This window comes from Janthinobacterium sp. GW821-FHT03C08 (genome assembly GCF_059420905.1).
Genome location: NZ_JBWKUP010000010.1, coordinates 146470 through 170547, shown reverse-complemented (window position 1 = coordinate 170547; position 24078 = coordinate 146470). Strand labels below are relative to the sequence as shown.

The window sequence follows — 24078 nt, the reverse complement described above, 5'->3', positions numbered from 1 at the left end:
ATTACTGGTGACGTCGGATTACGCGGTTGCGCCGCTAATCCGCCTTACGCCGCCCTGTGCCGCCCTATCGGCCTCTACCTGTCTTGCCCCTCTTCCTTCTGCTCGGATCACGTGCGCTTGTTCAAATCATCATCATCGCTGAGCGGTGAGCGCGAGCCGCTCTGGCTGCTGGTGCCGGCGCGGCTGCCGCTCATCGAGCTGCCGGACAGGCTGCCTTCGCTGCCCGATTGCAGGCTGGCGCCGCCGCGCAGGTCGCTGCCCGATGGCATGCGGCTGCCGGCCATGCTGCCGTAGCGCGTGCCGCTGCCGTAGAACGCTTCCATCTGCTGGTTCCACGCCTCGCTGCCCATGTCGGGCCAGTTGTTCTTGTCGAAGCCGGGCGCGTCTTTCAGCTGGCCTTTTTCCACGTTGAGCAGAAAACGCTTGTTGACGGTGTCGAGGGTCAGGCGTTCCCAGGGCACGGCAAACAATTTGTCGCCCATGCCCAGGATGCCGCCGAAGGACAGCACGGCATAGGCGATCTGGCCGGTGCGCATGTCGAGCATGATTTCCTTGATGTCGCCCAGTTCCTCGTCGTTGTGGTTGTAGACGTCGTCGCCGATCAGGGTGTCGGCCCCCATCAGGGCCGGCCCCGGGCCGTCGTGGTTGCGGTACATGCCCAGGATGTCGCGGTCCAGATAGCTCATGGTGTTTTCTCCTCAAGTGAAGTGCTGATCGAACACCCAGATTAAGCATACGCGCCACGTCGCGTTTGATCTGCCTCAATGGTGTTAAGTAACCCCCAATAAATTATTATGATTTCTGACTTCCATAACCGGCGCTCTGCGGCGTTGCCCACTGCTAGCAGTGCTCGCACTGCGTCGCAGTGGGCGCCTTGCATAGCATCCGGTTCTGTTCGTCATAAATTCACAATAATTTCCTGAGGATTACTTAGCGGCACTTTTATCGGTGTGCAAACGTACGGTGCCGTGGCCCAATTGCGGTACTCTATGCGTTCTACGGAGGAGGCCGCACATGCTGACGATGCAACGATGCACAGGGATGAACTGGCGGTACGCTCCACAACAGGCCGTCTTCTCGTGCCCATGGTAAAGCCCGCGACCAAGTGGCTGCGTGGACTCCTGCGCGCCGGCAAGGCGCAGCAGCGCACGGCGACCAAACTGGCCAAGGTACTGTTCGGCCCCGCGCCCGCCACGCCGCGCGGCAAGGCCGCGGGCAAGGCCGTGGGCAAAACGGCCGCCAAGCCGCGGGCCAAACCCGTCCGCGACGCGCTGCCCTCGCTGGCGCCTTTTGCCACGCCCCTGGTACCGCCCCGCGCGCGCAAGCGCACGGCGCCCCCGCCGGGCAAATGGCTGGCCGCCCACTATGCGCCCTTGCCGGAACTGGGGCAGTTGCCGGGCCGGCGCCTGCCGTATTTCCTGTACCTGCCCGAGAAGGCGCCGAGCGCCGCCATGCGCAGCCGGGGCCGGCCGCTGCTGGTGATGCTGCATGGCTGCGAGCAGAGCGCCACGCAGTTTGCCGAGGGCACGCGCATGAACCGCCTGGCCGAGCGCAAGGGCTATGCGGTGCTGTATCCGCAGCAATCGTTGCGCGCGCATGCGCGCCGCTGCTGGAAGTGGTATGACAAGCTGACGCAGGACGGCGGCGGCGACGTGCGCCTGATCGTCGGCGCCATCGAGCAGGTGGCGGCCCGCTACGCCATCGACCGGTCGCGCATCTATATCTGCGGCATTTCCGCCGGCGCCGGCATGGCGCATATCGTGGCCCTGAACCATCCCCACCTGTTTGCCGCGCTGGGCCTGCATTCCGGTCCCGTGTTCGGCGCCGGCCACAACCTGATCGGCGCGCTGCACGTGATGCAGCATGGCGCCGGCGCCCGCATGGATGCCGCCATCGATGAAGTGCTGGCGCGCCTGCCCGCGTTTCCGCTCCTGCCCGCCATGCTGATCCAGGGGCAGGCCGACAAGGTGGTGCGGCCCGTCAACCAGACGCAGCTGGTGCGCCAGTGCGTGCGCGTGAACCGCCTGCCGGCAGACACGGTGGTGACGGCGCAGCGCCTGCCCGGCGGCGCGGCGGGCGGACGCAACCCGGCCCATGCGTATGCGCTGCACGATTACCGGGTGGGCAAGCAGGTGCTGCTGCGCGTGGCGCAGGTCGAGCGCCTCGAGCACGCCTGGAGCGGGGGCGATGCCAGCCTGCCGTTCAACGACAAGGCCAAGCCCGACGCCAGCAAGCTGCTGCTCGATTTCTTCGCCAGCCAGCGCCGCCGATAGTTCCCCTGGCCGGCGCCGCCCATGCCGCGCCGCGTGGCCACCACTGGTACGCACGCCTCCCTTCCTGCCGCTGTACCGTTGCCGCTGCCGCGCCCCCGCGCCAGCGCGGCGGCTGGCCGCCTGCGCGCTTTTTGGCTGGCTGGCAGCGTGCGCCAGCCAGGCTGGTTTTTCCCTAAGTGGTATTGCATAGGTATTTAAAAACAACAAAAATAGATGCCAAAAATGCTAAGTGGTATACAATTGGTATATGTTTTCAGTGCCTAGGCGCGCTTGCCGCGTCCTGCGTCGGCAGGGCGCCGGCGCTGACGACAGCCACCCACGTCACGGAATGCGCCATGTCCATCAAGTCGAAACAGTTGCTGTGGTTTTTTGCGTTTTTCCTCGTCTTTGAACTGAATATCTATCTGTCGAACGACATGATCATGCCGGCCATGTTGACCATCGTCGGCGAGTTCCAGGCGGAGGAAAAGTTCATTCCCCTGTCGCTCAGCCTGTATCTGCTGGGCGGCAGTTCCCTGCAGATATTCCTGGGACCGCTGGCGGACCATGTCGGCAAGCGCAAGCTCGTGCTCACCGGCAATACCTTGTTCCTGCTGGCCACCCTGACGGTGCCGCTGTGCGCCACCATCGAGCAATTCCTGCTGGCGCGCTTCGTGCAGGGCATGGGTTGCTGCTTCGTGTTTGTCGGCTATGCCATGATCCACGAACTGTTCGACGACATGGCGGCCGTCAAGCTCAGCAGCATCCTGTCGAGCACCACCATCCTCGCGCCCCTGGCCGGCCCTATCCTCGGCAGCGCCATCATCAGCCGGCTCGACTGGCGCTACGTCTTTTTCTGCTCCGGCCTGCTGGCGCTGCTGTCCTTGCTGGGCCTGTTCAAGACCATGCCGCGCACGGCAGCGCCGCGCGCGCGCCCGGACCTGGCCGCCATCGCGCGCAGCTATGCCGCCATTTTCAGCAACGGACGCTTCATGTTCGGCATGTTTACGGCCGGGCTGGCCACCGTGCCCCTGACGGCCTGGATCGGCTTTTCGCCCATCTTCGTGCTGCAGGAGATGGGCGCGTCCTACGCCACGTATATCGCCCTGCAGTGCGTGATCCTGTCCGGCTTCGTGCTCAGCAGCATCGCCATCCAGCGCCTGCGGCAGGACTTCCCCCTCGTCGCCCTGCTGCGCCTGGGCGGGCTGATCGCGGCTGCCGGCATGCTGGGGGCGGGCCTGGGCCGCCATCACGTCGATGTGTTTGCCGCTTGCATGTTTGTCTATTCCATCGGTTTCGGCCTGTTCAACGGAGCCCTGATCCGCAGCGCGATTACGGCCAGCAAGGAAGCGATGACCTTGACGACGGCCGCCATGAGCTTGCTGTACTGCATCTATTTATCCGCATGGCTGCAGCTGTACAACGTGCTGTGCCAGCGCTTCGGCTATGCGCTGGAAACGTACGCGCTGCTGAATCTCCCCGTCATCGTGGTTATCGTGGCCTGCCTGCTGCTGTTTACGCGGGGCATGGCGGGACGCCGGGAAAGCGAGGTGCGGCTGGCCCGGCATTGATGGCGCCACGGTGCGCGTGTTGTGGATTACCTGGACGAAATTACCTACACTCTCCTGCGGAAGATGGTGCGCTCATGAAAATAGATGACCTGGCTTCGAAACACGATCAAGCAACGATTTTCAACCTGGAATACGAGTTCCGCATCAATAAGCTGAAGCTCGATTTCATCGCCCTGGCCGATGCGGGGCCGGCGGACGCGGACGCCGGCCGCCTGGCGGGGGAGCACCAGGCCGGCCTTGCCGCCCTGCGCAGCTTCATCGCCGCCAATTTCACGCATTTCAATGCGGCCAGCTGTTCCTCGCTGAGCGCCATCCCCACGCGCGCGCTGGGCGACGACGAGCGTTACGTGCACCGCATCTGGATGGGCGGGCCGTTGCCGGCTATCGCGGCCCAGGCCATCGTGCAATGGGGCGCGGCGCTGGACGAGGTGCTGCACAATGGCGGCGCGCCATACGTGTCCATCCTGTGGGTGTGGGATGCGGCCCAGCTGCGCGGCGATGCGCGTTTCAGCCCGACGGGCGGCGCGGGGCGCTACACGATAGGACGCTACGCCATCGGCGGCACGACCCTGCACATCAATTCGCTGCGCGCGCTGGCGCTGGACTTTGTCCCGGCGCGCTTCGGCATACTCGATGCCCTGCATGCGCAGCGCTACTTCGCCACCCTGTCCGATTATTTCCGCATCCTCATCATGTGCGAGTACGGCGGCATGTACATGGATGTCGACACGATCCCGCACAATCCGGCGACGATTTTCCTGATGAAGCCGGAGGTGCCCGATTATTTCCAGCGCCACGCGGACGCCGGGGGAGGGCGCCGCCACGTCAGCTGGATGAACCTGTTTCTTGATGAAACGGGCATGCTGATCGCCAGGAAGAACGACGCGGCGCTGCGTTTGATCCAGCGCAATGTGAACCGTGCTTATGCGGACATCGATGGCGCCATCCCCCGTTCCTGTCCGCAATTCGAGGCGCGGCTGTTCGGCCAGTTCTATGCCCAGTGGAAGCAGCACCTGGGCCGCACCATGCTCAGCCATGCCGAGTTCTACCAGCGCTATTGCGTGCTCTACGACGGCGCGCCGGAAGCGGTGGTGGGCGGCATCCGCGGCATGCGCCTGCTGGTCGACATCATTACCGATACGCATATCCCGCTCAGCGAGGAAGAGGCGCGCGCGTATGCCCGCTGCATCGCGCAGCTCGACGAGATCGGCTGGCAACTGGACGATCCTTTGAGCCTGGTCAACATCGTCGACGTGTTCGACATCGAGGAAGCGCCGCGCATGGCCTATGCGGCCCAGCTGCGCGCGGAAATCGACCATTTCCACTATTACTCGGTGCTGTCGCACGACCCGCAGCTGGACCGCGTGAATGACGTCTTTTGCCGCTACCTGCTGGCGCACCGGTCGCGGCATATTGCTTCCGGCGCCTTCTGGCGTCCCACCGTGGGCCGTCACGGCAGCCGCCTGCCGGCCGTGCATGAGGTGGCCGTGCCCGAAGACGAGGGCTTGCTGTCGCATGCGCCGCTCAGGCTGGTGCCCGGCAGCCTGCTGGGCGAGGAAGCGAAGAACCGCATGGCGAAGCTGCTGTTTGCCACCAGCTACCTGGAATATTGTTCGTTTGGTAATAAACTCAATCTGCAGTTCGTCGAACTGCAGCGGCGGCAGAATATCGACCCGTATCTGCAGCACATCCACGGCCTGCACGACGAGGACGAGCGCTTCATCGGCTTTTTCACGGCCGCCACCATGGACGAGTTCCAGGCTTGCGGGGCCGTCTCGTATTACCGCGACGACATGAAGGCGCTTGACGACGCGTATGACCGGTTCGTGCTGCAACATGCGCGCGCCGGCGACTGCTTCGTCAGCAGCCTGGCCATCGACGAGAAATACCGGGGACAGGGCTTGTTCAAGCAGATGTTCCATGCCATCCGCGACCTGGCCAGGGGCAAGGGCTGCACGCGCATCAGCCTGACGGTATGGGAAAAGAGCGAAGCGCTGCAAGTGTACCTGCACAAGGGATTTCGCAGCGTGGGCACCTTCGACTATGCCTACAGCCTGTTCTACGACCGGCTGCATTTCCTCGTGTATGAGGGAAATTGATTTGGGGAACTGACGGGAGCAGGGGCGGCCGGCAGCCGCCCCGTGTTGAGACTTACAGGGCCAGGAAGGCGAGCGCGGCCACGGCCGTGGGCAGCAGGGCGCCCGCCAGCAGACCGACGGCGCCGATCGATTCATCCTTGAAGCCGCGGCGCAGCAGGGCCACGCCGGCCGGGTTCGGCGCATTGGCGATGACGGTCAGGCCGCCGCCGGCCACGGCGCCCGCCATCAGCATGTATTTCGCTTCGTCCGTCATGCCGACGATCAGCGAACCCAGGTAGGTGAGGGCCGCATTGTCCGTGATCGCCGTCAAGCCCAGGGCGCCGAAGAACAGGGCCAGCGGTTTCAGGCTGGAAACGATGGGCTGCAGCCACCATTGCTGCATGCCGCCCAGCACCACCAGGCCGCCGAGGAAGAAGCCGACCAGCAAGCCTTCCTTCAGGATCAGCGGGCTTTGATAGCGCTCATACGCCTGCACGAAGCCGAGGAAGAACAGGAACAGGCCGATGAACAGCACGGGATGATGTGCCAGGGTAACGACGCCGGCCAGCACGATCATGTGCACGAGGCTGACGGCCAGCGGCACTTTCGGCGCTTCCACCTCGCCGGCCTTCGGCTTGATGTCGGAGGTGTTGCTGTGCAGATATTTACGCAGCAATATGCTCACGCCCGTGGCGTTGACCAGCACGGCGATGGCGGCCTTCCAGCCGAAATGGCTGGCCATGTAGGCGCTGTCCCAGTTCCACGTGGTGGCTACCATCAGCACGGGCGGCGCCGCGTACGAGGTGAGGGTGCCGCCGATGGAAACGTTGACGAACAGCACGCCCAAGGCGCCGTATTTCAGCCATTCGGGGATGCCTGGACGGAAGATTTGCGGCGCCAGCATCAGCGCGGCCAGGGTCATGGCGGCTGGTTCCGTGATCAGGGAGCCCGTCAGGGGCACGAGCGCCAGGCCCAGCCAGACGAGGGCCAGTTCTGTGCGCAGCGGCATCACGCGCGCCACGCCTTTCAACAGGCGCTGCACGGCGTCGAGCACGGGGCGCGAGGCGGCCACCACCATGACGACGAAGACGAACAGCGGTTCCGTGTAATGGCGCGATTCGGCATACTCGATGGCCGCATCGCTGCCCGAGACAAAGGCCATGATGATGATCAGGATGAAGGCCCAGAAACCGAACACGACTTCCACTTCGCCCAGCAGATGCAGCAAGCCCGCATGGCGGGGGTGGCGCCGCGATAATGTCTCAAACGACTTGGCGGCGAAGGTGTGGATGAGCGCAAGGCCGAAGATGATGGCGCTGATGATTTGGATGGTGGTCAAATGCGTTTCCTTATGGACGGAGGAAGCCGCCCGGTGCATTGCCGAGCGGTAAGGAGAGTGCTTATGGTACAGCAATCCCTGCAAAAAACGGGGTTTTTCGGACATGGCGGAGCGGCCCCGGCAGGCATTCAGCCAGATAAGCCTTGCCAAAAGCGGGTGCGGATAGTACTGTATATGCATACAGTATTCATCTTCATATTCAATCATGCAACATTCTCAATTGATGGCGTCGCCGGAAGCCCTGCACCCGTCCTTGTGGCGCGCCTCGCAGCTGGGCCAGGGCGCCACGCGCTGCCTGGATACGGGCTTTGCCGCCTTGTCCGCGCAGCTGCCTGGCGGCGGCTGGCCCAGCGGCAGCCTCATCGACCTGCTGGTGCAGCAGGCGGGCAGCGGCGAATTGCGCCTGCTGGCGCCCGCCCTGGCGCAGCTGGCGGGGCAGCCCATCGTGCTGCTGCAGCCGCCCCATCCGCCGCAGGCGCTGGCGCTGGCCGCGCAGGGGCTGGCGCCGTCGCAGCTGCTGTGGCTCAAGAGCGCCAGCAGCAAGGATGCCCTGTGGGCGGCAGAAAACATCTTGCGCAGCGGCACGTGCGGCGCCCTGCTGTTCTGGCAATCGCACGTACGCGCCGACAGCCTGCGCCGGCTGCATCTGGCGGCGCAGTCGGGCAACACCCTGTTCTGCATGCTGCGCCCCTTGCACGGCGCGCAGGATGCGTCGCCGGCGCCCTTGCGCCTGTCCGTGCGCCCGGCCGCCGGCGGCATCGAGATCGGCTTCATCAAGCGCCGGGGACCGCAGCGCGACGCGCCGTTGTTCCTGCCCCTGCAACCTCCTTCTTTATTGCTGCGCCATGCGACTCTGGATCGGCCTGTACCTGCCCCGGCTCCCGCTCGAAGTATTTTGCCCGCGCTGGTCGGCTGACAGCCTCGGCGTAGTACTGGAGCAGGAGCAAGTGATGGCCGTGTCGCCGCTGGCGCGGGCGGCGGGCATCCGGCCGGGCATGCGCCGCGCGGGCGCACTGATGCTGGCGCCGCAGGCGCGTTTGCACGAGCGTTCGCCCGAACTGGAAGCGCAGGCCCTGCAGGCGGTGGCGCTGGCGCTGCTGCAATACTCGCCGCAGGTGGCGCAGGGCGAGGAAGCGACCCTGCTCGTCGACGCGGGCGCCAGCCTGCGCCTGTTCGGCGGCGTGCGCGCCCTGTGCAGGCAGATTGCGGCCAGCCTGCGCGCATTGGGCTACACGGCCCAGCTGTCGTGCGCCCCCACGGCACGGGGCGCCTGGCTGCTGGCGCGCGCCGGGACGCGCCGGGGCCGCGTGCTGGGCATGGAGAGTCTCGTGCGCCGCCTCGACGGCCTGCCATGCGCCTTGCTGCCGCCCGCGCGCCCCTGGCTCGACTGGTTCGACGGCATCGGCTGCCGCACCCTGGGACAGCTGCGCCACTTGCCCCGGCCCGGCCTGCAGCGCCGCTGCGGCGCCGCCTTGCTGGCCATGCTCGACGATGCGCATGGCCACGGCACGGAACTGTACGTCTGGCTCGAAGCGCCGCCCACGTTCCGCGCCAGCCTGGAACTGTTCGACCGCGTGGAGCACACGGACGCGCTGCTGTTCGGCGCGCGCCGCCTGCTGCAGCAGATGACGGGCTGGCTGTGCGCGCGGCAATTCGCCGTCGAGCGCATCCAGTTGCTGCTGGCCCACGAGCGGGGCAGGGTGGCGCGCCCGCCCACCGTCATCGACCTGGCCTTGGGCGAGGCCGTCTGGCGCGACGAGCACTTGGTGCGATTGCTCAAGGAGCGCCTGGCGCAGCTGGTGCTGGAGGCGCCCGTGATCGGCCTGAGCCTGGAAGCGCTGCAGGTGCAGCCCATGGCGCCGCCCAGCGAGAGCCTGTTTCCCGAGCCGGGCGGCACGCCGCAGGAGCGCCAGCGCCTGATGGAGCTGCTGGTGGCGCGCCTGGGCAGTGACAATGTCCTGCAGGCCGCGCCGCGCGCCGATTACCGCCCTGAGGCGGCCAACCAGTGGCTGCCGCTGCCGGCCAAGCCCGCGGCAAGAAGCGGGCCCCCCGACTTGCCGCCCGGCCTGCCCGGCATGCCCCGTCCCGGCTGGCTGCTGGCCCAGCCCATCGCCCTCCTGATGCGCGAGCACCGGCCCTTCTATGGCTCGCCTTTGAAAATGGTGTCCGTGGCCGAACGCATCGAGGCGGGCTGGTGGGGGCAGTCGCAGGCGCGCGATTATTTCATTGCCGAAGGACTCGACCATGCCCATTACTGGGTCTACCGCGAACGCATCGCCGGCAGCGGCGAAGACGCCGCGCCGCGCTGGTTTTTGCATGGTTTGTTTGGCTGAATGATGGGTGGAAAAACCAGTTTCAGGGCCGCCCAGCAGAAGCGGGCCGGCTTGGCTATACTGGCTTTCCTGCTCCGCGTCCTACACTTGAATGAATAAGGATTTCCATGCATCAACTCTCCGACTTTCCCATTACCCAAAAATGGCCTGCCCGGCATCCCGAGCGCCTGCAGCTGTACTCGCTGCCCACGCCGAACGGCATCAAGGTCTCCATCCTGCTGGAAGAGCTGGGCCTGGCGTACGAGCCGCACCTGGTCAGCTTCGAGCAGAACGACCAGCTGTCGCCCGCCTTCCTGTCCCTTAATCCGAACAACAAGATTCCCGCCATCCTCGACCCGGACGGCCCCGGCGGCAAGCCGCTGGCCCTGTTCGAATCGGGCGCCATCCTGCTGTACCTGGCGGAAAAGACGGGCAAGTTCCTGCCCCAGGACGCGGGCCTGCGCTACGAAACCATCCAGTGGCTGATGTTCCAGATGGGCGGCATCGGCCCCATGTTCGGCCAGGTGGGCTTCTTCCACAAATTCGCCGGCAAGGACTACGAAGACAAGCGTCCGCTCGAACGCTACCTGGGCGAAGCCAAGCGTCTGCTGGGCGTGCTGGAGCAGCGCCTGCAGGGCCGCGACTGGATCATGGGCAGCCAGTACACGATAGCCGACATCGCCATCTTCCCGTGGGTGCGCTGCCTGGTGGGCTTCTATGGCGCGGGCGATCTCGTCGGTTTTGACAACTTTCCGAACGTGCAGCGCGCGCTGGACGCCTTCCTGGCCAGGCCCGCCGTTGCGCGGGGCGTGGATATTCCCAAGCGCGCTTAAAGCCCGAGGCGGCCGGACGGCGCTAGAATACGCCTTCGGCCGCCCTGCGCGGCAGCTTTGATCTGAGACAATGAAATCCACCCGGCAAGATTTTCCCGGCGCGCATGGCCATGTGCTGGCGGCGCGGCTCGATGCGCCCGACGGCGCCATCCGCGCGTACGCGCTGTTCGCCCACTGTTTTACCTGTGGCAAGGACGTGCTGGCGGCGCGGCGCATCGCGCAAGGCCTCACGGAACACGGCATCGCCGTGCTGCGCTTCGATTTTACGGGCCTGGGCGCCAGCGAAGGCGAGTTTGCCGCCACCAATTTCTCGTCGAACGTGGACGACCTGGTCGCCGCCGCCGACTTTTTGCGGGCCAGGCATGGCGCACCGCAATTGCTGATCGGCCACAGCCTGGGCGGCGCCGCCGTGCTGGCTGCCGCCGCGCAGGTGCCGGAAGCGAGCGCCGTGGCGACCCTGGCCGCCCCCAGCACGCCCGCGTATGTCACGCGCATGTTCAGCGCGCACCTGGAGCAAATCGCCGCCGAGGGCGAAGCGCTGGTGCAGCTGGAAGGGCGGCCCTTCCGCATCCGCCAGCAATTCGTCGACGACGCGGGCAGCCACAGCCTGAAGGCCCACATCGCCGGCCTGCGCCGTGCCCTGCTGGTGATGCACGCGCCGAACGACACGACGGTAAGCCTGTCGAACGCGATGGAGATCTTTACGGCTGCCAAGCACCCGAAAAGTTTCGTCTCGCTCGACGATGCCGACCATTTATTGACGGGGCGCGATGATGCGGCCTATGTCGCCAACGTCATCGCCGCCTGGAGCGCGCGTTATATCAACCAAGCGGAACGAAGCGGTCGCCCATAAAAAACGCCGTACCGGCAAGATGCCAGTACGGCGCAGATGGTATTGATAGCTTGAAGGATCAGTCTTCGTCGAATTCTGCCGAAAGATCCTTCCAGCCTTTACTAATTGCAAAGGCGGAAAATTCCTCCGGCGCTTCCAGGACGATCAGTTTCTTGTCCTGCAAGCCCAGGTCGCCGTGGCCGAAGTCGGGGCCCACGTAGCCGAGGCTACGCAAGCGGGCCAGGATGTGGCCGACCAGGGTCTTGTCCTTGTACGCGCCCGCTTCGAGGGGGGCTGCGAAATCGACGTAGACGTCGATGATGCCGTAGCCTTCGTCGAAGATGCGGATGGCCTTGATGTCGTGGGCACGGCCGGAGCCGTCGGTGGCCTTGAAGGGGCCGCTGAGCTGGATGTCGGTATCATTGTTCATGCCGCCAGCATACACCAAAAGCGGCCGCCGCATAGGGTGCGCGGCGCCACATTTCCCGGGAATTTACGCCTCAGCGCGCCTGCAGGATGGCCGACAGGCGGTCGCGCGTGCCGGCGATGCGCTCCAGCTGCGGATAGCGCAAGCCGCCGTGGTAGTCGAGCGCGACCGTCTGGAATTGCTTGCCCTTGCGCACCAGCAAGTTGATCGGCTGCGGGCTGGTCTTGGCCGCCTGGATGGCCGCCTTCAAGAGCTTGGGCGTGTAGGCCGTGCCATTGACGGCGAGCAAGGTCGTGTTGCCCGACAGACCTGCCTGGAAGGCGGGACCGTCCCACAGCACTTTCTCCAGCTTGCCCTCCTTGCTGATCGTCAAGCCCAGCGAGTACGTCAGGTCCGTGCCCTTGCTGCGCTCTTCAGTTGCTTTCATGAACGGTGTGGGCGTGTCGCGGTAGACCAGTTTCCAGCCGGCGCGCGCCAGGCCATCGAGCGGGGCGCCGGGGCCGTGGCTCTCCAGGCGCGTGCGCAGGAAGGTGGCCCAGTCGTGCGGCTGCACGGCATTCAGCGCGGCGACCACGTCCTCGAAGGTATAGGGCAGGGGTGTCGTGCTGCCATCCTGCACGCCAAAGAAACTGCGGGCGAAGTCGTCCAGCGAGCGGCGCTCGTGGGACAGTTCACGGATGGTGGTGTCGACATCGAGCCACACCAGCGCGCCTTCCATATAGTAGTCTTCATCACGCTGCCAGCTGCTCCAGGCGATGGGGCGGCGGCCATTGATGATGGGGTCGTTCGTCGTGTCCTGCATGGCGCGCCAGCTGCGCCCCGGCATCACGTCGTAATGGGCGGCCGTGGACGCGAACAGCTCGCGCATGTGGGCCGGGGCCACGAGGCCGGAGCGGGCCGCCAGCACATTGCCCCAGTATTGCGTCTGGCCTTCGTAGACCCACAGCAGGCTGTTTTGCAGCGGGGTATTGAAGTCCGGCGTGTCCTGGCCGGCGGGGCGGCGGAACTTGCCGTTCCACGAATGCGTCAGCTCGTGCGGCAGCAGCACGCGGCCCGCCTCGTTCTTCTCCCATTCGCTGAAATAGCCGGGCTTGACGCCGTTTTCGCTCGACTGCAGGTGCTCGCGCCCGATGCCGCCGAACTCGTCGCTCAAGGCCAGCAGGAAATCATAGTGGCGGTAGTGGCGCGCGCCGAACAGTTTGTAGGCTTGCTGCAGCATCGCGCGGTGCAGTTCGATCTGCTGCGGCGTCGCTTCCAGGCTGTCGGCGCTGTCGGCCATCACGTTCAGGTGCACGGGCACCCTGGCGCCCGGGTCGAGGTCGATGCGCTCGAAATGGCGCCCGGCAAAGACGGGCGAGTCGACCAGGGTGTCGAGGTCCAGCGCTTCGAAATCGACACGCTGGCTGGCCGGCGTGGCCGCGCGCGCGCGCACTTCCAGGGCGCTGGCAAAGTCCCAGCCGGGCGGCAGTGTCAGGCTGGGCTGCACGAGGATGTCGCGCGCGGGCCGCCCGGCCGGATACAGGGTCATCGCATGCCATTGCACGCCCAGCATGGCGCTCGTCATGGTGATGCGGCCCTGGCTCGTGTCGACGGGCGAGAGGAGCTGGTATTGCGCCTCCACCGTGCTGGCGCCGGCCGGCACGTCGAGGTGGAAGGCGAACATGTTGACGGGGTCGCGCCGCCATTCCAGGGGCGCGCCGTTGGCGGACAGGCGCAGGCCGGCCAGTTGGTTCAACGGGCCGCTGGGCCCGTGGTTGCCCGGTACCCATTGCGGATACAGCAGGGTCAGCTTGCCGGGCGCGGCGGGGATGCTTTCGCGGATGCTGAACAGTTGCTGCGCCACGTTGCTGGCATCGACGTGCAGTACGATGGGGGGCGGCGCGGGCGATGCCGCCTGGACGGCGGCGGAAATCAACAGGGACAAGGACAGGAGAACACGGGACATGTGGCGGGGGGCTGGGGTGGCAAAGGCCGAGTCTAGCATCCTGTAAAAATTTCTTACAAATTTAGCGCCGTCTGGGGCGTTTTGCGCCGATTTCAAGGCCTTGAAAGGGGCGAGGGCGGCCGTATATCGGTAGCAAGCGGATGCTCATGGTGAGGTCCGCGATACTTATCGCTTAACTGAAAGGATATTTAATCATGCGTACTTTTGACCTTGCTCCTCTGTATCGTTCCGCCATCGGCTTCGACCGCCTGGCACAGCTGCTCAACGAACAGCGCGCCGATGCACAGCCCAGCTATCCACCTTACAACATCGAACTGGTGTCGGAAGATAAATACCGCATCGTGATGGCATTGGCGGGCTTCTCGCGCGAAGAGATCGACATCGTCACCGAACGCGATTCGCTGCACGTCACGGGCCGCAAGCAGAAAGATGGCGTCGAGCGTACTTTTTTGCACCGCGGCATCGCTGCCCGCGATTTCGAACAGCGCTTCCAGCTGGCCAACCATGTGAAGGTCACGGGCGCCACGTTTGAAAACGGCATGCTGACCATCGACCTGGTGCGCGAAGTGCCGGAAGCGCTGAAGCCGCGCAAGATCGAGATCGGCACCGGCACCGGCACCGGCAGCCCTGCCGCGTTCAGCGCGCTGGAACAGCGCCAGGCCGCTTAAGCGGCTAGGCCCAGGCTGGTTGCGGCGCCCCTGCGGCGCCCGGCCAGCTCGCGGCAGCTCTCCCCCATGCAGTAAAATACTGGCCGGTTCATCCGGCCAGTGTCACGTCCAGGCTCCGTCCGGCTTGCTTCCGGACTCTCCATCGATCGCCATGCGATGTGCGTGCGGCGGGCAGGATTAAGCGATGCTTAAAGGCGCAAACGCCTGTTTCCAAATGGAAAAATGTTAAGCACCACCTAAGACTCCTGGCCCACTATTGCATACATCAAAATCTCATTGAATGAGGAGCAATTCATGGAACAGCAAACGAATACCGCATCTCTTAAAATCAAACGCACCGTAGCCGCGCTGGCCGCGATCGGTGTGCTGGGCGCCGGCGGCGCCATGGTGGTGCATCAGAACAATGCCGGCGCGAATGCCGCCGCCGCTGGCGCACCCGCCGCCCCCGTGGCCGCCGCCGTTGCGCCTGCCGCTGCCGCGCCGCTGGTGGCCTTGCCCGACTTTAGCGAGATCGCCGCGCGCAACAGCCCGGCCGTCGTCAATATCAGCGTCACGGGCAGCACCAAGGTGGCCTACGACCCATCGGCCCAGGCCGGCAACGACGACTTCGGCAACGATCCCTTCTTCGAGTTCTTCCGCCGCTTCCAGGGTCCGCCGGGCGGGCAGCGGGGCGGCCGCGACGTGCCTACGCACGGCCTCGGTTCCGGCTTCATCGTCAGCCCGGACGGCATCATCATGACCAACGCCCACGTGGTGCGCGATGCGCGCGAAGTGACGGTCAAACTGAACGACCGCCGCGAATTCCGCGCCAAGGTGCTGGGCTCGGATCCGAAGACGGACATCGCCGTGCTGAAGATCGACGCCAACAACCTGCCCGTCGTGCCGCTGGGCCATTCGAGCGACTTGAAAGTGGGCGAGTGGGTCCTGGCCATCGGTTCTCCTTATGGCTTTGACAGCACGGTGACGGCCGGCGTCGTCAGCGCCAAGGGCCGTTCCTTGCCCGACGATAGCAACGTGCCCTTCATCCAGACGGACGTGGCGGTCAATCCCGGCAACTCGGGCGGCCCCCTGTTCAACACGCGCGGCGAAGTGGTCGGCATCAATTCGCAGATCTACAGCCAGACGGGCGGCTTCCAGGGCCTGTCCTTCGCCATCCCCATCGACCTGGCCGGCCGCATCAAGGACCAGATCGTCGCCACGGGCAAGGCCAGCCACGCCAAGCTGGGCGTGACGGTGCAGGAAGTGAACCAGGGCTTTGCCGACTCGTTCAAGCTGGCCACGCCGGAAGGCGCGCTGGTGGCCAACGTGGAGCGGGGCAGTCCGGCCGACAAGGCGGGCCTGAAGTCCGGCGACGTGGTGCGCAAGGTGAATGGCCAGCGCATCATCGGCTCGGCCGACTTGCCGGCGCTGGTGGGCACGTCCTTGCCAGGCGACAAGATCAGCATGGATGTCTGGCGTGACGGCAAGATCGTCAGCCTGACGGCCACCCTGGGCAATGCCGCCGACAAGGTGGCCGAAGTGGCGAAGAGCGATGGCGCCGCGGGCAAGGTAAAGCTGGGCCTGGCCCTGCGTCCGTTACAATCGGATGAAAAACGCGAGGCGGGCATCAGCGCCGGCCTGCTGGTGGAAGACGCCGGCGGTGCCGCCGCGAATGCCGGGGTGCAGCCGGGTGACGTGTTATTGTCGGTCAATGGCCGTCCCGTCAACACCGTCGAGCAGGTGCGCGACGTGGTCGACAAGTCCGCCAAGTCGGTGGCCTTGCTGATCCAGCGGGGACCGGACAAGATTTTCATTCCCGTGCGCCTCGGTTGATCTGGCACAGGATGCCAGGTCGGATAATCAGTAAATATGAAGGAGTAGGGCATGCGGCTGTTGCTGGTAGAAGACGATACGATGATCGGCGAGGTGGTGCTCGACCTGCTGCGCGCCGAGCATTACGCGGTGGACTGGGTCAAGGATGGCGACATGGCCGATACGGCCCTGCAGACGCAGACCTATGACCTGGTGCTGCTGGACCTGGGCTTGCCGCGCAAGGATGGCCTCGACGTGCTGCGCTCAATGCGCTTGCGCAAGCTCGACACGCCGGTGCTCGTCGCCACGGCGCGCGACGCCGTCGAGCAGCGCATCGCCGGCCTGGACGCGGGCGCCGATGATTACGTCCTGAAACCGTACGACCTCGACGAGCTGCTGGCGCGCATCCGCGCCCTGCTGCGGCGCGCCTCGGGCCGCCCGGAACCGGTTTTCGAGCACCAGGGCGTGTCCATCAATCCGCTGACGCGCGAAGTGATCGCCGATGGCCATCCCGTCAACCTGTCGGCGCGCGAGTGGGCCGTGCTGGAAGCGCTGATCGCGCGCCCCGGCATCGTGCTGTCGCGCGCGCAGCTGGAAGAAAAGCTGTACAGCTGGAAGGATGAAGTCAACAGCAATGCCGTCGAAGTGTATATCCACGGCTTGCGCAAGAAACTCGGCAGCGACCTGATCCAGAACGTGCGCGGCCTGGGCTACATGGTGCCCAAGGCATGAGGATGAAGGTCACGGTGACGCACTCGCTGCGCGGCCGCCTGCTGTGGTTCCTGCTGGCGGCCATCATCATGGCGGCCCTGGCGCAAGCGTCGATCGCCTACCGCAGCGCGCTGTACGACGCCGACCAGATCTTTGACTACCACATGCAGCAGATGGCCCTGTCGCTGCGCTCGGGCGCGCCGCTGGCCAACCACGCGGAAGCCTTGCCGGCCGATCCCGTCAACAACGACATGGTGGTGCAGGTGTGGACCCCGGACGGTGTGCAGGTGTTCCGCTCGATCACGCGCGCGGAACTGCCGCAGCGCGCCGTGCTGGGCTTTTCGAATGTGAAGGCCAACGGCACCACCTACCGCATCTTTTCCGTGCAGACCAGTTCCCAGACCGTGCAGATCGCCCAGGACATGGCCGTCAGGAAGCGCATGGCCGGCAGCCTGGCGCTGCGCACGGTCGGTCCCATCGCCCTGATGGCGCCTATCCTGATGCTCGTCGTCTGGTGGGTCGTCAGCGGCTCGCTGGCGCCCGTCTCGCGCGTGCGCAAGCAGGTGGCGGCGCGCCAGGCGGACGACCTGTCGCCCGTCTCGGAAGCGGGCCTGCCCGACGAAGTGCGGCCCCTCGTGCATGAACTCAATCTGCTGTTCGGACGCGTGAAGACGGCGTTCGACGCGCAGCAGCACTTCGTCGCCGACGCCGCGCATGAACTGCGCACGCCGCTGGCGGCGCTGAAGCTGCAGGTATTGAGCCTGGAGCGGGCCGAATCGGAAGAAAAGCGCAGCCTGGCCATCAGCCGCGTCAGCGCCGGCATCGAGCGGGCCACGCGCCTGGTCGAGCAGCTGCTGGTGCTGGCGCGCCAGGAAGCGAGCGCCGCCAGCGGCGACCAGCTGCAGGCGGTGGACTTGAACGACGTCGTCAAGCGCGCGCTGGGCGACATGGCCGGCATCGCGCAGGCGCGCAAGATCGACCTGGGCCTGCACCACATGGACCCGGCGAAGGTGGCCGGCCAGGCCGACGCGCTCAACATCATGCTGCGCAACCTGGTCGACAACGCCATCAAGTACACGCCGCAGGGCGGCACGGTGGACATCGACCTGCGCGCCAGCCCCGTCGGCGTGACGTTATCGGTGGAAGACAGCGGCCCCGGCATCCCGCCCGAGGAGCGCGAGCGCGTCTTCAGCCGCTTCTACCGCGTGCCCGGCACGGACGCCAACGGCAGCGGCCTGGGGCTGGCCATCATCAAGGCCATCGCCGAGCGCCATGGCGCGCGCCTGGTGCTGGACAAGTCCGAGCGCCTGGGCGGCCTGTGCGTGCGCGTGGAATTCCCGCAAGCCGTGAAGAAATAGCGTTTTGATCATGATCTTTGGCATGTTGCATTGACGCGCGCGCCGTGGCCCTATATTGTCTGCGCAATAAGCATTCAAGCAAACGGAGCGCAGCATGCAGAAGATCGGCTTTTCAGGCACCCTCGACCCCATCACCAACGGCCACATGTGGGTGATCGGGGAAGCGCGCTCGCTTGCCGACGAGGTGATCGTCTTCCTGTCGCAAAACCCCGCCAAGAAACCGCAGTTCCCCGCCGAAGACCGCAAGCGCATCATCGAGCAGAGCGCGCGCGAGTGCGGCTGGGACAACGTGCAGGTGGTCATCGTGAAGGGCGACTACACGGCGCGCGCGGCGAAAAAGCACGGCTGCGACTACCTGATACGCGGCATCCGCACGACGGCCGATTTCGACTATGAAAACCTGATCCAGCAAACGAATGTGGACGTGCTGCAGGGCGCCAAGACCATCTTCGTGATGCCGCCGCGCGACCTCGGCTCCGTCAGTTCCAGCTTCGTCAAGGCGCTGGAAGGCCCTGTCGGCTGGAACTGGACCATGAAGAAATTCGTCCCCGGTCCCGCCTACCACGCGTGGATACTCGACTGCCTGCGCAAGGAGTGGGAAGCGCTGTGGAACTACGCCACCGCGTCGCAGGCCGACATCGCGCTGGCGGACCACTGGTTCGCGCACCTGACGGGACCGCAGGCGTATGGCGGCGCGGAGCGCCACTACCACAACCTCGACCACCTGGTGCACGGCCTGTCCGAAATCCGCGTGTGGGCGGACAACACCTATGCGCCCAAGCGCGACAGTGCGTTGGTGAAGAAAGCCTTCTGGTTCCACGACGCCGTCTATGGCCACGACGAGGATGCCCTGTATTCCAGCGAAGAGGCGAGTGCCCAGCTGTGGCTGGGCAGCGGCCTCGACGTGGGCGATAACCTTGACGTAGCGCAATTGATCCGCGCCACGGACCACTTCCAGGGACCGGGCATCGCTCACGAGCTGAAGGATGCCATGCTCAGCGCCGACCTGGCCATCCTGGGCCAGGACGAGGAAGTGTATCAAGCCTATACGCGCGCCATCGGCCGCGAATACGCGCACGTGGACCCCGCGCGCTTCCAGCAGCAGCGGGGCCTGGCCCTGCAGCACCTGTGCGCCAAGGCGCAGGCAGGCCAGCTGTTCGGCGATCCTTATTTTGCCAGCCAGTACAACGAGCGGGCGATCGACAACATGCAGAAAGAGATCGCGGCGCTGGCGGGCGGCTGAACTCAGGCGCGGGCGGCGGCATGCGCCAGCGCATCCTCGAGCCGGTCGTTGCCCCAGAAGAGTTCGCCGCCGCTGATGAAGCTGGGCGCGCCGAACAGGTTCAAGGCCTGTGCCTGCTGCGTCTGGCGGCGCAGGCGCAGCTTGTTGTCCTGCGTCAAAGCCAGCGCGAGGATGGCGCCTGCATCGAGGCCCAGTTCTTGCAACACCTCGCCGACGGCTTCGGGGTTGTCGATATCGCGGTCTTCGGCAAAATTCATCGTCATCATGCGCTGCGCAAATGGCGCGATCCAGCCCTGGTCCGCGCCGACGAGGGCCACGCGCATGGGCAGCAGGGCCGTGCGGGGAAAGGTGGCAGGCTGGCGCCACGGCAAGCCGTATTTGTCGCACTGGCGCGCCATGTCGCGCCACGCGTAGTCTCCCTTGATTTTTTGTAAGACGAACGGCGACGTTTCCCAGCCCAGCGCCTGGAAGACGACGCCCAGCAGGAAGGGCTTCCAGGCCACTGCCACATGGCGCTCGCGCGCCAGCGCCTCGATGCGCATGACGCTCAGGTAGCTGTAGTTGCTGCCGAAATCGAACCAGAATTCCAGTGTAGCCGGGGGCATGATATTTCTTTCCATGTGGTGACGCAGATTGCATCTTACATGGATGGCAAACTGGGGTAACGTATCATAAGGGCCATCAACGGACAGACGAGGCCGTTGACGGCATGACGCCAAATCCTTCCCTTCTGTGCTTTGTGACGCAACGCTGGAGGAAAGCTGCCTGTTCCTGCAGCGTATCCCTTCAAACGATATCTAGCCTGACGACTTATGTATAAAATCGAAATCACCCGTTTTCAACCACACGGCACAAAGCAACGACTCTCCGTGGCTGACGCGGCGCAGGCCGCCGCCGTCATAGCGAATCTGGACGATGGGGCCGCTGTCATATTTGTCGCCGACATCCGCGATCACATCGACCACGGTAACTTTTACGTATGGTGGTCGGCTGGGCAGGCTTATGTGCGCCTCGATGAACACAGGGAACACTATGCTCGGTATCGCGATACGGCGACCATTCGACAGGGGGAAGCCATGTTCCTTGATGAGGATGGGGCCTCATTCAGTGTCCTGCCCGCAGACATTGTCAGTGTCAGCTCGGCTAAAGAAGCCCTGGTGCACTGGCTCCTTACCGGGCGCGCCACCGATGCCCTCATATGGTCATAGCCTGGCGCTGTTGCCGCCGCTACTGGCATCGGGATCGGACGGGCCTGGATGACAGAACAAAAAACAGCGGCTGCCCACTCTGGCGCAGCCGCTGTTTTTATGCCGCTGGCCCGATCAGAACTTCACCCACAGGCGCCCAAAATAGGAGGCGCCGTTCAGGCCGAACTGCACGCTGTCGTACTTGAAGCCGTTGTCCGTTTCGTCCGGATTCTGCGCGGTGGGCTTGACGTTGAAGATGTTGTTGCCGCCAAAGGTCAGCTTGGTGTTCTTGCTGATGCTGTAGGTAAAGCTCAGGTCGGCCGAGGTCTTGGCCGCATAGTGGGCGTTCGGCACGCCGGCGGCCGTGCCGCTGAAGGTGCCCAGGGTTTGCGGGCCAAAATAGATGATGCGCAAGTCTGATTCCAGCTTGCCCGTGAAGTAGTCGAAGCCCAACGTGGCTTTCGAACGGGGACCGCCCTGCTCGATGAACAGGCGTTCGCGCTCGGACAGCAGCACGTCAGCAAAGCCTGCCAGCGAGGCGGGCGTCTTGACTTTCGTCACTTCCGTCTTGCTTAAATTTAAGGCCAGGAAGGTGTTCAGGCGGTTGCCGGCCAGCTCGCCCTTGTGCGAAGCCGTCAGGTCCAGGCCGCGCGTGCGCGTGTCGATGGAATTGACGAAAAATTGCGCCTCGCCCACGCCCAGGAGGGCCAGGCGCGCCGCCAGGTCCGGGTAGTTGTCCGCATTGAAGCGGCCCGACAGCACGATGCGGTCCTTGATCTTGATGTTGTACAAGTCGGCCGTCACGGAGACGGCTGGCGTCGGCGTCCAGGTGGTGCCGAAGGTAAAACTGGTGGATTTTTCTTCCTTCAGTTTCGGGATGCCGGCCGCGTTGGCGACGGCGCCGCCGTTCGGCGCCAGCACCACGTCGGTGGGCACGCCGCCGATGAAGTCCGTGAAGGTGGACGAGAAATACACCTGCTGCAAGGACGGGGCGCGGAAGCCCGTGCTGGCCGAGCCGCGCAGCAGCACGTCCGGCGCCACTTTATAGCTGGCGGCCAGCTTGCCCGTCACGGTGGAGCCGAAATCGCTGAATTTTTCATAGCGCAGGGCGGCCTGGGTCTTCAGGCGTTCTGTCCAGTCCAGTTCCACGTCGCCATATGCGGCGATGCTGTGGCGCTTGGCCTTGGTGGCGTCGCCGGGCTGGAAGCCGGGAAAGCCCTGGCTGCCCGCGTTGCCGCCCACGCCCACGCCGTCTGCGTCGATGTAGGAGCCCGGCTCGCCCGCCATGATCCTGTATTCCTCGCTGCGGTATTCGGCGCCGAAGGCCACGTTCATGCCGCGCATCACCGTGTCGTAGTAGCGGCTGAAATCGGCGTTGCTGGTCAGCTGCTGGAAGGAGAAGCCGCCCGCGTCAAAGCTGCTGGCGCTGACGCCCTTGCCGCCTTTTAGCAGGTCGAGGTTGGCGATGGAGGCGTTCAGGGTATGGCTGATGTCGTAGCGCATCTTGTTGTAGCCATAGGTTTGCGAAAAGTCCGCATGCCATTCGCCGATCTGGCTGCGGTGGCCGATGGTGGCGTACTGGTCGTCGATCTTGCCATTGATGAAAGGCACGAAGCCGTCCGGGTACATGGCGGCCGAATTGCGCGACGGGATGTCGTCGCTGCCGATGCCGCCCCGCCCGAACGCGGCGCTGGATGCGTCGCGCGTCTGCGCGCCGGCCGTGAAGTACAGCTTGCCCGTGGCGCTGGTGGCGTAGTCGCCATTCACGTACAGGGTCTTGTTCTGCGACTTGGTGTCGCCGATGATGCGCATGCTGTCCGCGTCGGCCCGGTTCGACCGGCCCCGGTCCAGGTATTCGCCGGTAATCGCGATGCTGCCCTTGTCGCCCAGCGCGATGCCGCAGTAGGCGGACGTCAGGTAATTCTTGCCGTCGCCGGCCGAATACTGGCTGTAGCCGGCCACCGCTTCGCAGCCCAGGCTTTTCTTCAGTTCGATGTCGATCACGCCGGCGATGGCGTCCGAGCCGTACTGGGCGGCGGCGCCATCGCGCAGCACTTGCACGTTCTTGATCGCCAGCAAAGGAATCGCATTCATGTCCGTGCCCGTGTTGCCGCGGTTGCGCGCGCCGAACAGGTTGACGAGGGCCGTCGTGTGGCGCCGCTTGCCGTTCACCAGCACGAGGGTCTGGTCCGAGCCGAGGCCGCGCAGGGCGGCCGAATCGATCAGGTCGGCCCCGTCCGCGCCCGTCTGGCGCGTGGAGTTGAACGAGGGGGAAATGTATTGCAGGGTTTGCGCCAGGTCAAACTGTCCGCCTTGCTCGGCCACCTTGGAAATGGGGATGATATCGACCGGCACCATGGTGTCCGTGGCGGAACTGGCGACCCGGCGCGAGCCGACCACGCTGACCGTTTGCACGGGGCCGTCCGTGGCCGCCGGATCGTTGCTCTGCGCCATGGCGGCGGGGCTGAAGGCGGCCAGGGCGGCGCTGCCGTACAGGCTGGCGAGGATGGCTTGACGCAAGGTGGTGAGGGTCGGCACGCAGTATCTCCAAGTGGCTGATGAGCAAGATTCGTGACTTGATTCTAGTGCCATCATTTCAGCATTCACCAGCGATACTTTGTTTTTTTGTTACAAATTTGCGGTAACTGTTGTTTCCTGGTTGCTAGTCATTGCCCCGCTTGTTGTCTTGCCTTGCGCTGGTGCATGATGCCCCGTTCAGGTGCCCGCTTGCACCATGCCGCCCACGCGGATTTCCGCCGGACTGTATTGCACTTCGATCAGGCAGGGCTGCTGCGTGACGTGGCCCTGGTGCAGGCGCAGCGACTGTTGCAAATGCAGTGCCAGCGCGCCCGCCGCCACGCCCGTGGCGCTGTCTTCCAGCGCCGGGTCAAGGTGGTTGAAGTTGCGCCCTTCGAAGGTATGTTCGTCCGTGCGGCAATACGCGTAGCAGCCGCTGACCTGGTGCAGGGCGCTCCAGTCGGCGATCAGTTCCAGGTTCGGCCGCAGCGCGCGCAGGGTGGTGCGGTCGGCCACTTCCAGCAGCAGCTTCGGGCTGCCGACGGAGGCGATCACGGGCGGCGACAGCAGATGCATGTGCTGGCCCATGAGTTCCGACGGCACGTGCTTTTCCACCGTGACGGTGGGTGCCGGCTGCGGCGCCAGGCCGATGAATAGTCCTTCCGCGCTGCGCAGCAGCTGCAAGGCTTGCCCGCGCATGGCGGTGGCAACCGTCAGGGTGGCCGGTGCGCCGGGCGCCGCCAGCAGCACATGCGCGGCCGCCAGGGTGGCGTGCAGGCACAGGGGGCTGCGCGTGTGCGGATAAAAATAGTCGAGCACGATGCCGCCGTCCGCCTGGCGGTCGAGGAAGACGCAGGCGCTCACTTGCCGCTCGCGGGCAAAGGCCTGGCGCTCGGCTTCGCTGCCGTGGTGGTTTTCCACCACCAGCGCGGCATTGCCGGCGCCAGGTTCGGCGCCGAAACATTTCAGTAAGTGGACGATCATGGCAGTCGCGGCAAAGGTAAAACATCAGCA

Annotated in this window: 20 protein-coding genes; 13 read left to right on the top strand and 7 right to left on the bottom strand. The window is 65.0% G+C overall.

From position 1 onward, the window contains the following. Positions 1–107 precede the first annotated feature (107 nt). Entirely contained in the window at positions 108–686 is a 579-nt protein-coding gene (locus tag AC07VL_RS16145) for a PRC-barrel domain-containing protein (RefSeq protein ID WP_494806756.1), read from the bottom strand. A gap of 399 nt (positions 687–1085) precedes the next feature. Between AC07VL_RS16145 and AC07VL_RS16140 the strand changes: the two genes are divergently transcribed. From AC07VL_RS16140 to AC07VL_RS16130, 3 genes are all read left to right on the top strand, one after another. Then, entirely contained in the window at positions 1086–2273 is a 1188-nt protein-coding gene (locus AC07VL_RS16140) for an extracellular catalytic domain type 1 short-chain-length polyhydroxyalkanoate depolymerase (RefSeq protein WP_494806755.1), read from the top strand. Positions 2274–2608: 335 nt separating this feature from the next. Then, the gene (locus AC07VL_RS16135) at positions 2609–3823 is read left to right on the top strand and encodes an MFS transporter (protein ID WP_494806754.1); all 1215 of its coding nucleotides are present in this window, start codon (positions 2609–2611) and stop codon (positions 3821–3823) included. A gap of 74 nt (positions 3824–3897) precedes the next feature. After that, positions 3898–5922 carry a GNAT family N-acetyltransferase gene (locus AC07VL_RS16130; RefSeq protein WP_494806753.1) on the top strand — a complete coding sequence of 675 codons (2025 nt, stop codon included), beginning with the start codon at positions 3898–3900 and terminating at the stop codon, positions 5920–5922. 52 nt (positions 5923–5974) lie between these two features. On the opposite strand, the gene AC07VL_RS16125 is transcribed toward AC07VL_RS16130, so the two are convergent. Beyond that, on the bottom strand, positions 5975–7240 hold the full coding sequence (locus AC07VL_RS16125; RefSeq protein ID WP_494806752.1) for a putative Na+/H+ antiporter: 1266 nt from the start codon (positions 7238–7240) through the stop codon (positions 5975–5977). Positions 7241–7445: 205 nt separating this feature from the next. Between AC07VL_RS16125 and imuA the strand changes: the two genes are divergently transcribed. The 4 genes from imuA (at position 7446) to AC07VL_RS16105 (ending at position 11238) form a co-directional block, all read left to right on the top strand. After that, a complete protein-coding gene (imuA, locus tag AC07VL_RS16120; RefSeq protein ID WP_494806751.1) occupies positions 7446–8156 on the top strand; it encodes a translesion DNA synthesis-associated protein ImuA in 711 nt (236 codons plus the stop codon). After that, positions 8086–9573: a Y-family DNA polymerase gene (locus AC07VL_RS16115; protein ID WP_494806750.1), complete on the top strand. Its 1488-nt coding sequence runs from the start codon at positions 8086–8088 to the stop codon at positions 9571–9573. The genes imuA and AC07VL_RS16115 overlap by 71 nt, the downstream gene beginning before the upstream one ends. A 107-nt stretch (positions 9574–9680) precedes the next feature. Beyond that, positions 9681–10385 carry a glutathione S-transferase N-terminal domain-containing protein gene (locus AC07VL_RS16110; protein ID WP_494806749.1) on the top strand — a complete coding sequence of 235 codons (705 nt, stop codon included), beginning with the start codon at positions 9681–9683 and terminating at the stop codon, positions 10383–10385. 70 nt (positions 10386–10455) lie between these two features. Further along, the gene (locus tag AC07VL_RS16105) at positions 10456–11238 is read left to right on the top strand and encodes an alpha/beta hydrolase family protein (RefSeq protein WP_494806748.1); all 783 of its coding nucleotides are present in this window, start codon (positions 10456–10458) and stop codon (positions 11236–11238) included. Between the two features lie 58 nt (positions 11239–11296). Here the strand turns inward: AC07VL_RS16105 and AC07VL_RS16100 are convergent, their stop codons facing one another. After that, entirely contained in the window at positions 11297–11647 is a 351-nt protein-coding gene (locus AC07VL_RS16100) for a hypothetical protein (RefSeq protein WP_035827997.1), read from the bottom strand. Between the two features lie 70 nt (positions 11648–11717). Next, positions 11718–13589 carry a M61 family metallopeptidase gene (locus AC07VL_RS16095; protein ID WP_494806747.1) on the bottom strand — a complete coding sequence of 624 codons (1872 nt, stop codon included), beginning with the start codon at positions 13587–13589 and terminating at the stop codon, positions 11718–11720. Positions 13590–13783: 194 nt separating this feature from the next. On the opposite strand from AC07VL_RS16095, the gene AC07VL_RS16090 reads away from it, so the two are divergent. The 5 genes from AC07VL_RS16090 (at position 13784) to coaD (ending at position 19360) form a co-directional block, all read left to right on the top strand. After that, positions 13784–14257, top strand: a complete 474-nt coding sequence (locus tag AC07VL_RS16090; protein ID WP_494806746.1) for an Hsp20 family protein — start codon at positions 13784–13786, stop codon at positions 14255–14257. Between the two features lie 294 nt (positions 14258–14551). Beyond that, on the top strand, positions 14552–16069 hold the full coding sequence (locus AC07VL_RS16085) for a Do family serine endopeptidase (RefSeq protein ID WP_494806745.1): 1518 nt from the start codon (positions 14552–14554) through the stop codon (positions 16067–16069). Between the two features lie 51 nt (positions 16070–16120). Then, a complete protein-coding gene (locus AC07VL_RS16080) occupies positions 16121–16780 on the top strand; it encodes a response regulator (RefSeq protein WP_076568048.1) in 660 nt (219 codons plus the stop codon). Between the two features lie 2 nt (positions 16781–16782). Further along, a complete protein-coding gene (locus AC07VL_RS16075) occupies positions 16783–18117 on the top strand; it encodes an ATP-binding protein (protein ID WP_290604172.1) in 1335 nt (444 codons plus the stop codon). A gap of 94 nt (positions 18118–18211) precedes the next feature. Then, positions 18212–19360, top strand: a complete 1149-nt coding sequence (gene coaD / locus AC07VL_RS16070) for a pantetheine-phosphate adenylyltransferase (protein WP_494806744.1) — start codon at positions 18212–18214, stop codon at positions 19358–19360. A gap of 2 nt (positions 19361–19362) precedes the next feature. Here coaD and AC07VL_RS16065 read toward each other — a convergent pair whose 3' ends face one another. Continuing rightward, complete coding sequence (locus AC07VL_RS16065; protein ID WP_494806743.1) at positions 19363–19965, bottom strand: 2-hydroxychromene-2-carboxylate isomerase; 603 nt, start codon at positions 19963–19965, stop codon at positions 19363–19365. 207 nt (positions 19966–20172) lie between these two features. Here AC07VL_RS16065 and AC07VL_RS16060 point away from each other — a divergent pair, with 207 nt between their 5' ends. Continuing rightward, positions 20173–20568: a hypothetical protein gene (locus AC07VL_RS16060; RefSeq protein WP_494806742.1), complete on the top strand. Its 396-nt coding sequence runs from the start codon at positions 20173–20175 to the stop codon at positions 20566–20568. 114 nt (positions 20569–20682) lie between these two features. On the opposite strand, the gene AC07VL_RS16055 is transcribed toward AC07VL_RS16060, so the two are convergent. Together AC07VL_RS16055 and AC07VL_RS16050 are read right to left on the bottom strand one after the other, a co-directional pair. Further along, positions 20683–23085, bottom strand: a complete 2403-nt coding sequence (locus AC07VL_RS16055) for a TonB-dependent receptor plug domain-containing protein (protein WP_494806741.1) — start codon at positions 23083–23085, stop codon at positions 20683–20685. 177 nt (positions 23086–23262) lie between these two features. Then, a complete protein-coding gene (locus AC07VL_RS16050; RefSeq protein ID WP_494806740.1) occupies positions 23263–24048 on the bottom strand; it encodes a PhzF family phenazine biosynthesis protein in 786 nt (261 codons plus the stop codon). Between the last annotated feature and the right edge of the window lie 30 nt (positions 24049–24078).

What these genes read in the sequence shown, in the direction of transcription:
- AC07VL_RS16105 (WP_494806748.1), top strand. Translation starts at nt 10,456, where the DNA reads ATGAAATCCACCCGGCAAGATTTTCCCGGCGCGCATGGCCATGTGCTG.
- AC07VL_RS16095 (WP_494806747.1), bottom strand. Translation starts at nt 13,589, where the DNA reads ATGTCCCGTGTTCTCCTGTCCTTGTCCCTGTTGATTTCCGCCGCCGTC.
- imuA (WP_494806751.1), top strand. Translation starts at nt 7,446, where the DNA reads ATGCAACATTCTCAATTGATGGCGTCGCCGGAAGCCCTGCACCCGTCC.
- AC07VL_RS16115 (WP_494806750.1), top strand. Translation starts at nt 8,086, where the DNA reads ATGCGACTCTGGATCGGCCTGTACCTGCCCCGGCTCCCGCTCGAAGTA.
- AC07VL_RS16145 (WP_494806756.1), bottom strand. Translation starts at nt 686, where the DNA reads ATGAGCTATCTGGACCGCGACATCCTGGGCATGTACCGCAACCACGAC.
- AC07VL_RS16050 (WP_494806740.1), bottom strand. Translation starts at nt 24,048, where the DNA reads ATGATCGTCCACTTACTGAAATGTTTCGGCGCCGAACCTGGCGCCGGC.
- AC07VL_RS16090 (WP_494806746.1), top strand. Translation starts at nt 13,784, where the DNA reads ATGCGTACTTTTGACCTTGCTCCTCTGTATCGTTCCGCCATCGGCTTC.
- AC07VL_RS16060 (WP_494806742.1), top strand. Translation starts at nt 20,173, where the DNA reads ATGTATAAAATCGAAATCACCCGTTTTCAACCACACGGCACAAAGCAA.
- AC07VL_RS16065 (WP_494806743.1), bottom strand. Translation starts at nt 19,965, where the DNA reads ATGCCCCCGGCTACACTGGAATTCTGGTTCGATTTCGGCAGCAACTAC.
- AC07VL_RS16080 (WP_076568048.1), top strand. Translation starts at nt 16,121, where the DNA reads ATGCGGCTGTTGCTGGTAGAAGACGATACGATGATCGGCGAGGTGGTG.
- AC07VL_RS16110 (WP_494806749.1), top strand. Translation starts at nt 9,681, where the DNA reads ATGCATCAACTCTCCGACTTTCCCATTACCCAAAAATGGCCTGCCCGG.
- AC07VL_RS16130 (WP_494806753.1), top strand. Translation starts at nt 3,898, where the DNA reads ATGAAAATAGATGACCTGGCTTCGAAACACGATCAAGCAACGATTTTC.
- AC07VL_RS16075 (WP_290604172.1), top strand. Translation starts at nt 16,783, where the DNA reads ATGAAGGTCACGGTGACGCACTCGCTGCGCGGCCGCCTGCTGTGGTTC.
- AC07VL_RS16135 (WP_494806754.1), top strand. Translation starts at nt 2,609, where the DNA reads ATGTCCATCAAGTCGAAACAGTTGCTGTGGTTTTTTGCGTTTTTCCTC.
- AC07VL_RS16085 (WP_494806745.1), top strand. Translation starts at nt 14,552, where the DNA reads ATGGAACAGCAAACGAATACCGCATCTCTTAAAATCAAACGCACCGTA.
- AC07VL_RS16140 (WP_494806755.1), top strand. Translation starts at nt 1,086, where the DNA reads ATGGTAAAGCCCGCGACCAAGTGGCTGCGTGGACTCCTGCGCGCCGGC.
- coaD (WP_494806744.1), top strand. Translation starts at nt 18,212, where the DNA reads ATGCAGAAGATCGGCTTTTCAGGCACCCTCGACCCCATCACCAACGGC.
- AC07VL_RS16100 (WP_035827997.1), bottom strand. Translation starts at nt 11,647, where the DNA reads ATGAACAATGATACCGACATCCAGCTCAGCGGCCCCTTCAAGGCCACC.